We start from the raw sequence: 6,752 nt of genomic DNA, 5'->3' as shown, positions 1-6,752 counted from the left end.
ACACGCGAGTACACCCGTGTTCTTCCATTCGAGCGGCCGGTCGATGTCGAGGCCCTCGCGAGCAAGCCACACCCCGCAGCGTTCGTGCAGCGCGACCTCGCTGACCCAATATTCTGGGTGGACCGGGGTAGAAGGCGGAGCCGAGATGTGGATGGTGTCGCCGTCGCGGCGTTGGGTACCGCGCACCAGCAGACCTGTACACAGTTCCTCTTGCCATCCTGAGATCATGGTGCCGGCGACGGCGGCGGGGGTGTGCCAGGGCGGACCGGCAAGCTCGTCGCCTGTCTGGGGTGGATGCATGGTCACAGCGAAGGTGTTCGGATTGCGGGCCCACTTGAAGTACACCACCACGTGGTCGAGTTCGACGTGTAGTCGGACCGGGCGGAACTGCGTGGCGATCCTGCCGCGGACCCGGATACCGTTGCGCAGTGCGCGCACCGTCTCGGCCGCGGTGTCGGTGAGCCGGTCGAGGGGCACACCGGTGACCTCCAGGCGCCAGCCGCCGTCGGGTTCGGTGTCGGGATGGCGGATTCCTGCGGTCGGGGCGTACGGGCCGACCCGGGCGATGTGTTCTTGCAGTGCCCTCGATTCGGGATCCGGATCGAGTTTGCGGGCGTCGATGACTTTGAGCCACAACCGGTTCCAGGCGGTGTTGTCCGGGGCCAGCACCGGTGTGCCGTCCGAGGCGACGAACACCACGAACAGTGGCTGGGTGTAGATCAGGTTGGTGCGCATGCGCCGGTCCACATCGGTCCGGCGGATCATTTGGTACGCATAATCCGACCACTGTCGGCCGAGCACCGCACGCGCCCACGCTTCCGGTTCGACGGCCGGGTACTCGTGGACCAGATCGGAGCCCGCTGCCCGACGGTCGGGATACTTATCGGGATAGCCCTGCACATGGATCCGCACACACACCGGCCTCATCTCCGCAGGGAATGATCCCAGCTCGTCGGCGTCCTGATAGCTGTAGCTCACCTGGATCCGCAGGTGTGGCGTCGTCAACGACGGCCCCTCGACAGGATGAGTATCGAGCAGCACCGACTGGTGATATGGGGGCTCTCCGGTGGCGGCGAGGCCGCGGAGCAGATCACGGTAGACCGCGATGGGTTCTGCGAACCGCGTGGTGAGCAGTTCGGTCATGGCGGCGCGGTCAAGGGCGCCACCGGACTCAGCAGGCGGAGTCATTCTTTCGACGAAGTGTCAGCATGGCGCCAACGATATCCCATCGTGCGACACACCCCTGGACTCGAACGAGTGGATGTGTCCGTGCTCGGGACACGAGGGGCTTCTCCATCTCTTCCCTAGAGGACATCCCCTGCGATTTTGTTCGTCGACACGAATCAAGCGTAGAGACGAATCTCTTCTGTGCTGCTCAACCATCGTCGAACAGCACACACCGTCAACCTCTCCGTTTTCAGCGGAACGCGGGAACGCTCGGTGCTTCACCGTCTACGCGGGGACGGAATTAGGATTAATTTCTTTGCTCGACAGTGCAACGTTCGAGGAGGGTCGCCAACTTTCCGGAGTCGATGCGGTCGTTGTCGCCGGCGATTCCTGTGGAAACGAGGATGTGGTCGACAAGGCCTATGAATGACTCGACGTTGTCCGGCGTGACCCCGCTGGCCAAGGCGAGCGGGTGGTCGTGGAGTCCCTTGCGAAGGGCCTCGAGTTTGTGAGTGTCGGCGGCTAGTCCTGTACCGGGTCCGGAGGTGGTGGGGACATCGACGTGGCGGCGTGCGAGTTCGCCCAGGCGGGGAAGGTCGGTCTCCGAGACGGGGGTCTGGTATTTGAAGGCGATGCCGCCGAAGTGCAGTCCGGTCCATCCGGTTCGTTCTCGTGCTGAGTGGAGTGAATGGAACTCGTGGTCGTCGCCGTCGAGGGAGACGCCGGCGTTGTCGGTCCAGATGGCGTCGAGAGGAATACCGCCAGGAAAGTGCGGTGCGAGGATGTTCAGTGCCTCAGTTGCGCTGCGGCGAATGACGTTTGCGCCCAGGAAGATGTCGGGGTGCTTCAGGTGGACGTGATCGATGCATCGGGCCAGGCGGATGTCATCTGCGTCGTGGTCGATGAGGAAGACTCCGGAAATGGGATGGCGACGAGCGACCTCGACTTGTTCGGACACTTGGTCGAGATCGTGGACGTGGATCACGGGATATATGCGCATCGCGATGCTCCTGCTGGCTGCGTTGGAGGTGTCAGGGTCGTACGCGTGTCACCGTGGATGGGGCAAGGCCCCACTCGGAACGTCCGAGTCGGGTCGGCGGTGCGACCTTGGAAAAGTCGGGGAGTCCGTCGTCGGCCAGTACGGCGCTAGCGACAACGACGTTGACGACGCGTCCGAAGATCAATGAGCAGTTTCCCATCTCCACGATCGTGTGCTTGACGCATTCGAACGCGATCGGCGCTTCGGCAACCCGAGGGACAGCCAGGACGTCGCTGTCGTGGGGGTTCATTCCCGCCTGGGTGAACTCATCGATCTCGTAGGGAAAGGATTCGGAGGTGGCATTGATGGGGTCGATGAGTGCTTCGGTCCCGATGTTCACAACGAATTCACCGGTTTCGGTGATGTTGCGCCAGCTGTCCTTGTGACCGACCGAGTTGAACTGCACGATCGGAGGCTTGGTGGAGGCAACGGTGAAGAAGCTGTACGGGGCGAGATTCAAGATCCCGGCGATCGAGCGCGTCGATACCCAGGCGATGGGGCGCGGCACCACCGAGGCAGCCAGGACGTGATAGAAGTCCGCAGCACGCATCACGGCCGGGTCGAAGCGAGTATATGGGTCGGCGGTCGGGTTGATCGAGTACATGGGGGAGCGGCCTTGGGTCAACAGCACGCCCCGGCGGTAAGGATGTCCAGGCGTTTGGCCAAGTTCTTGTCCAGATGGGCAACGGTGCTGATCAGGTGGGTTCGCAAGGCTTGGCGGGCCTGCTCGGGCCGGTGCGCAACGCACGCTGCGAGCATGCGTTCGTGTTCTTCGCGGCGGAGGGTGAGTTGGTCACCATCCTGTTCGCTAGTGACACGGTAGCGTTCGCTGTTGAGCCAGGTCGGGTCGATGGAGCGGAGCATCCATACCGAGCCGGCAGCGCGATAGATAGCGTAGTGGAAGTCCTTGTGTGCAATGCGAGCCTCGATGATGTCGCCGTCTTCGAGTGCGATGCGCTGCCGTTCCAATGCCTCGCGGGCCGCCGCTTCGTCGTCGGCGTCGAAATTTTCGGCGGCGCGGCTGCAGAGGATGCCTTCGAGCGTGATGCGGGTCCGGTAGGTGTCGATGAGGTCGTCCGTCGAAATTTCTCGGACCCGCGCCCCCTTGTGGGGGGTCATCTCGATCACGCCGATGGCCTCGAGCTGGCGGAGTGCCTCGCGGATGGGCATCATGCTCATCCCGAAGGTGGTCGACAGCTCTTGCAGCCGGAGTGGAGCGCCCGGCGGGATATCACCGTTGCAAATGGACTCGAGAATGGCGTTGTACGCCTGTTCGAGTGTTGTCGAGCGCTTGGGTTTCTTCACTCCGGCTGCGGTCATATCAGTAGCTCCCGTTCAACAGTTCGCCTGCACGGGGAACGTACCGCTTCAGGCCGAGTTCTTTCAGCAGCTGGTAGGTGGTGGCGACGGCTGCAGACAGCACAGGCTTGCCGATTCGGTCCTGAACGACCTGGACGGCTGCCAGCGACGGCATCTGCACGCACGCGGACAGCACGACTACATCCGCCTGACTGTGGTCGAGTCGTTCGACGATGTCCACCAGCGCCATCGGGTCCCGGGAACCGACCTCGAGGTTGTCGGGAATTTCGAGGGCGATGAAGTCGGTGACCTCGAAGCCCTCACCGGAGATGTAGTCGACGACCTGCTCGGTCAGGGGACGCATGTACGGGGCGATGAGGGCGACCTTGCGGGCACCGAGCACCTTCAGTCCGTCGACCAGGGCGCCGGCGCTGGTGACGACCGGCGCTTCGGCGTCGTTGTCGACGGTCACCTGGTGCAGGCGCTTCTCCGAGGTGCAGTGGTACCCGGCGCCGCGGGTCATGATCGCTACCAGGCAAGCGTAGCCGAGGACATCGACGTGGGCGTCGGACAGTTCCAGGGCGCAGCGATCGGACTCGTCGTCCATCGCTTCGAGCTGAGCCTTGGTCACTTCTTTCATCCGCATACGCGAGGAGTGGAAAGTGAAACGGTCGGGTTCGACCTCTTCGCGGGCGCGCAGCATCGCGGGGATCTCGGTTTCCATCGTGATGTTGGAACTCGGGACGATCTGGCCGATGCGGTAGGCGCGGGGGGAAGCCGATGTGGTCATGGTCAGACCGCCTTGACGGGGTTGGAGAGGGTGCCGATCTTTTCGATGGTTGCGGCCACGACATCACCCGGGGTCAGGTACGTCGGCGGGGTCATCGCCGCACCTACGCCCTGAGGGGACCCGGTGGCGATGATATCGCCGGGCTCGAGAGTGACTCCGGAGGTGATGTCGGCGATGAGCTGGGGAATCTTGAACAACATGTGTCGGGAGTTTCCGTTTTGGCGCTGCTCACCATTGACGGTCAGCGACAACTGCAGGGTGTGTGGGTCACCGAGCTCGTCCGCGGTGACGACCATGGGACCGAAGGGCTTGTAGCTGTCCTGTCCCTTGGAGAAGAACCACTGCCCGGAGCGGCGCTGGTCGCGGGCGCTGATGTCGTTGACGATGCTGTAGCCGAAGACGTGGTTCATTGCGTCGTCCTCGGTCACCGACTTGGCGATATCGCCGATGATCACGGCGAGTTCGCATTCCCAGTCCAGTTGTTCGGTCAGCTCGCTGTTATGCAGGATCGGCTCGTCGGGGCCGATCACCGCGGTGCCCGGTGTGCTGAACAGCACCGGCCGCGTCGGCAGATTTTCGTCGGTGTCGAGAGATCGGCTCGATTCTTCGACGTGCTCGACGTAGTTCAGTCCGACACCGATGAGCTTGCCGGGACGGAACGGGGCGTGCAGCACCACCTCGTCCAGCGAACGGGTGGCTTCTGCGGGCCAGGACTGGGTGGTGGCGATGATCTGAGCGACCCGCCGGTGCAGATCCGGGCCGGCGGCGATGTAGTCGCGCAGGTCGTTGGGAACATCGATCACCGACTGCAGAGCAGGGACAAGATCGAGGACAAGAGCACCGTCGAGGACGACTCCGAGATGACGTTCCCCGTCGGTGCCGAGGCTGAAGTTGACAAAGCGCACGAAATTCTCCTTGCTCGATGAATGTACGGAAATCCCTCAGACCGTCTCGGTCTCGTCAGGAACTTCCGTGAAGTGGGGATAGGGGAAGGTAGGCACCCGGTGACTGTTGAGGACGACGCTGGACTGCGGTTGCTGATTGACGCTGAGTTGGAAGATGTCGAACCGGTTGTAGTGGCCGATGATGTCGTGCATCTGTTTGGGTTGGATCGATGCAGTGATGTCGATGTCGGCGTACACGATTCCCTCATCGTCGATGAGAGGCGTGGTCATCAGGCGCCCGTCTGGACCGAAGATGCCACTGAAGGCACTGTGCGGACGCTCGAGTAGCGCGCGGGCGGCCTCGTTGTGTGCCACGGTATCGACGATCTGATCTGTGATCGCGGCACAGGCGACGATGGTGAAGACCTTGCCTTCGAAGCTGTGTGCAGCAGCACGGGTCTTGATGGCTTCGACCATGTCGTACTCGGCCGGTGCCACGGGAAGGGCGATGTAGTTGGCGACATGGACCTGCTCTCCTTGTGCCAGGAGACTGAACCGGGCCAAGGTATTGGTGTTCTCCCCGCAGGCCAGTCCACCGAGTCGCCCGATTCCGGTGTCGTAGACCCGCAGTGAGCTGCCGTCTCCGCCGGCCCAGGTCAGCTTCTCGGCCCAGGTCGGCACCAGCTTGCGGTGAACTCCCAGCAGTTCACCGGTATTGCTGATGAACAGGACCGAGTTGTACAGCGTGCCCATGGAGTACGGGTCTCGTTCGTTTACTCCGATGACGACGTGGGCGTCGGCTGCGCGAGCAGCGGCACACAAGGCTGCCACTTCGGGGCCGGGGATGTCGATGGCTGCGTGAAATAGCTTTTCGAACCAGGGACTCCCTTCAACGGGCGTCATGGTCCAGTTCCAGTAGGGATACGCCGAGACGAACACCTCGGGGAAAGCGATCAGCTCAGCGCCGTGTGTGCTCGCTTCTGCGATCAGATGGCATGCCTTGTCCACCGTGGCGGGCGTGTCGAGGAACTCCGGAGCCGCCTGCACTGCGGCGGCTCGGAACTTCGGGTAGGTGGTCATCTCAAGAGTCCTTTACTGCGAGGCCGGCTAGCCATCTTGCAATGATTTGATCAAATCTTACGGGACATGGCAAGGAAAAATTTCCCGGCTTTGGTTGCCGGCCTCCCCCTGGTGACAGATTCAGTCCTTCAACCAGGAGTATTCGAGGACGTCAAGAGAGGTGACTCGATCACGAAAAATCAACTTTCGTGAAAAAAGTCGCACTCAGGTCTCGCGTTTGATCAAATTTCGGTCTAGCGTTCCCCCCAGCGGCGACACACCCCCTCGGTGAGTCAGCGCAGTGGAAGGAGTTGCTGATATGAGGGAAGACATCCTCGGCCGGTCCCGCGTGGAGGACACCGACGAGCTGGTGCAGTTCTACCGCCGACTCGAGACGATGGGCGCCGGAGCGTTGTGGACGGTGGCCAACGACATCGAGCCTTGGTATCCACAACCGAAATCGGTGCCGATGCTGTGGCGCTATCAGCAGCTGCGACCGTCGGTGCTCGAATCC

The 6,752-nt window shown here is 62.4% G+C and carries 7 protein-coding genes and 1 pseudogene; 1 reads left to right on the top strand and 7 read right to left on the bottom strand.

The window, feature by feature from the left end:
* The 7 genes from ACPCXD_RS22800 to ACPCXD_RS22770 all read right to left on the bottom strand — a co-directional run.
* Positions 1-1,188 (bottom strand): hypothetical protein (locus ACPCXD_RS22800; RefSeq protein WP_423661199.1); only part of this gene is annotated, 1,188 nt, incomplete at its 3' end.
* Positions 1,189-1,474: 286 nt separating this feature from the next.
* Positions 1,475-2,167, bottom strand: a complete 693-nt coding sequence (locus tag ACPCXD_RS22795; RefSeq protein WP_423661198.1) for a hypothetical protein — start codon at positions 2,165-2,167, stop codon at positions 1,475-1,477.
* Positions 2,168-2,198: 31 nt separating this feature from the next.
* Positions 2,199-2,810, bottom strand: a complete 612-nt coding sequence (locus tag ACPCXD_RS22790; protein ID WP_423661197.1) for a flavin reductase family protein — start codon at positions 2,808-2,810, stop codon at positions 2,199-2,201.
* A 17-nt stretch (positions 2,811-2,827) separates the two neighbouring features.
* Positions 2,828-3,526: a GntR family transcriptional regulator gene (locus tag ACPCXD_RS22785; RefSeq protein ID WP_033098386.1), complete on the bottom strand. Its 699-nt coding sequence runs from the start codon at positions 3,524-3,526 to the stop codon at positions 2,828-2,830.
* Position 3,527: 1 nt separating this feature from the next.
* Positions 3,528-4,295, bottom strand: coding sequence for a maleate cis-trans isomerase family protein (locus ACPCXD_RS22780; protein WP_423661196.1), 768 nt, complete (start codon positions 4,293-4,295; stop codon positions 3,528-3,530).
* Positions 4,296-4,297: 2 nt separating this feature from the next.
* Positions 4,298-5,200 (bottom strand): fumarylacetoacetate hydrolase family protein, encoded by a 903-nt coding sequence (locus ACPCXD_RS22775; protein WP_423661195.1) that lies wholly within the window; start codon positions 5,198-5,200, stop codon positions 4,298-4,300.
* A 36-nt stretch (positions 5,201-5,236) separates the two neighbouring features.
* Positions 5,237-6,259 (bottom strand): carbon-nitrogen hydrolase family protein, encoded by a 1,023-nt coding sequence (locus tag ACPCXD_RS22770; RefSeq protein ID WP_423661194.1) that lies wholly within the window; start codon positions 6,257-6,259, stop codon positions 5,237-5,239.
* 298 nt (positions 6,260-6,557) lie between these two features.
* On the opposite strand from ACPCXD_RS22770, the pseudogene ACPCXD_RS22765 reads away from it, so the two are divergent.
* A pseudogene (locus ACPCXD_RS22765) lies at positions 6,558-6,752 on the top strand (cupin domain-containing protein); the annotation flags it as partial.

Source organism: Rhodococcus sp. AB351 (genome assembly GCF_049538275.1).
Taxonomy (GTDB): Bacteria; Actinomycetota; Actinomycetes; order Mycobacteriales; family Mycobacteriaceae; genus Rhodococcus.
Note: the sequence above shows the minus strand (reverse complement) of the source record. Positions and strands in the feature narration are given on the sequence as shown.

What these genes read in the sequence shown, in the direction of transcription:
- ACPCXD_RS22790 (WP_423661197.1), bottom strand. Translation starts at nt 2,810, where the DNA reads ATGTACTCGATCAACCCGACCGCCGACCCATATACTCGCTTCGACCCG.
- ACPCXD_RS22780 (WP_423661196.1), bottom strand. Translation starts at nt 4,295, where the DNA reads ATGACCACATCGGCTTCCCCCCGCGCCTACCGCATCGGCCAGATCGTC.
- ACPCXD_RS22785 (WP_033098386.1), bottom strand. Translation starts at nt 3,526, where the DNA reads ATGACCGCAGCCGGAGTGAAGAAACCCAAGCGCTCGACAACACTCGAA.
- ACPCXD_RS22795 (WP_423661198.1), bottom strand. Translation starts at nt 2,167, where the DNA reads ATGCGCATATATCCCGTGATCCACGTCCACGATCTCGACCAAGTGTCC.
- ACPCXD_RS22770 (WP_423661194.1), bottom strand. Translation starts at nt 6,259, where the DNA reads ATGACCACCTACCCGAAGTTCCGAGCCGCCGCAGTGCAGGCGGCTCCG.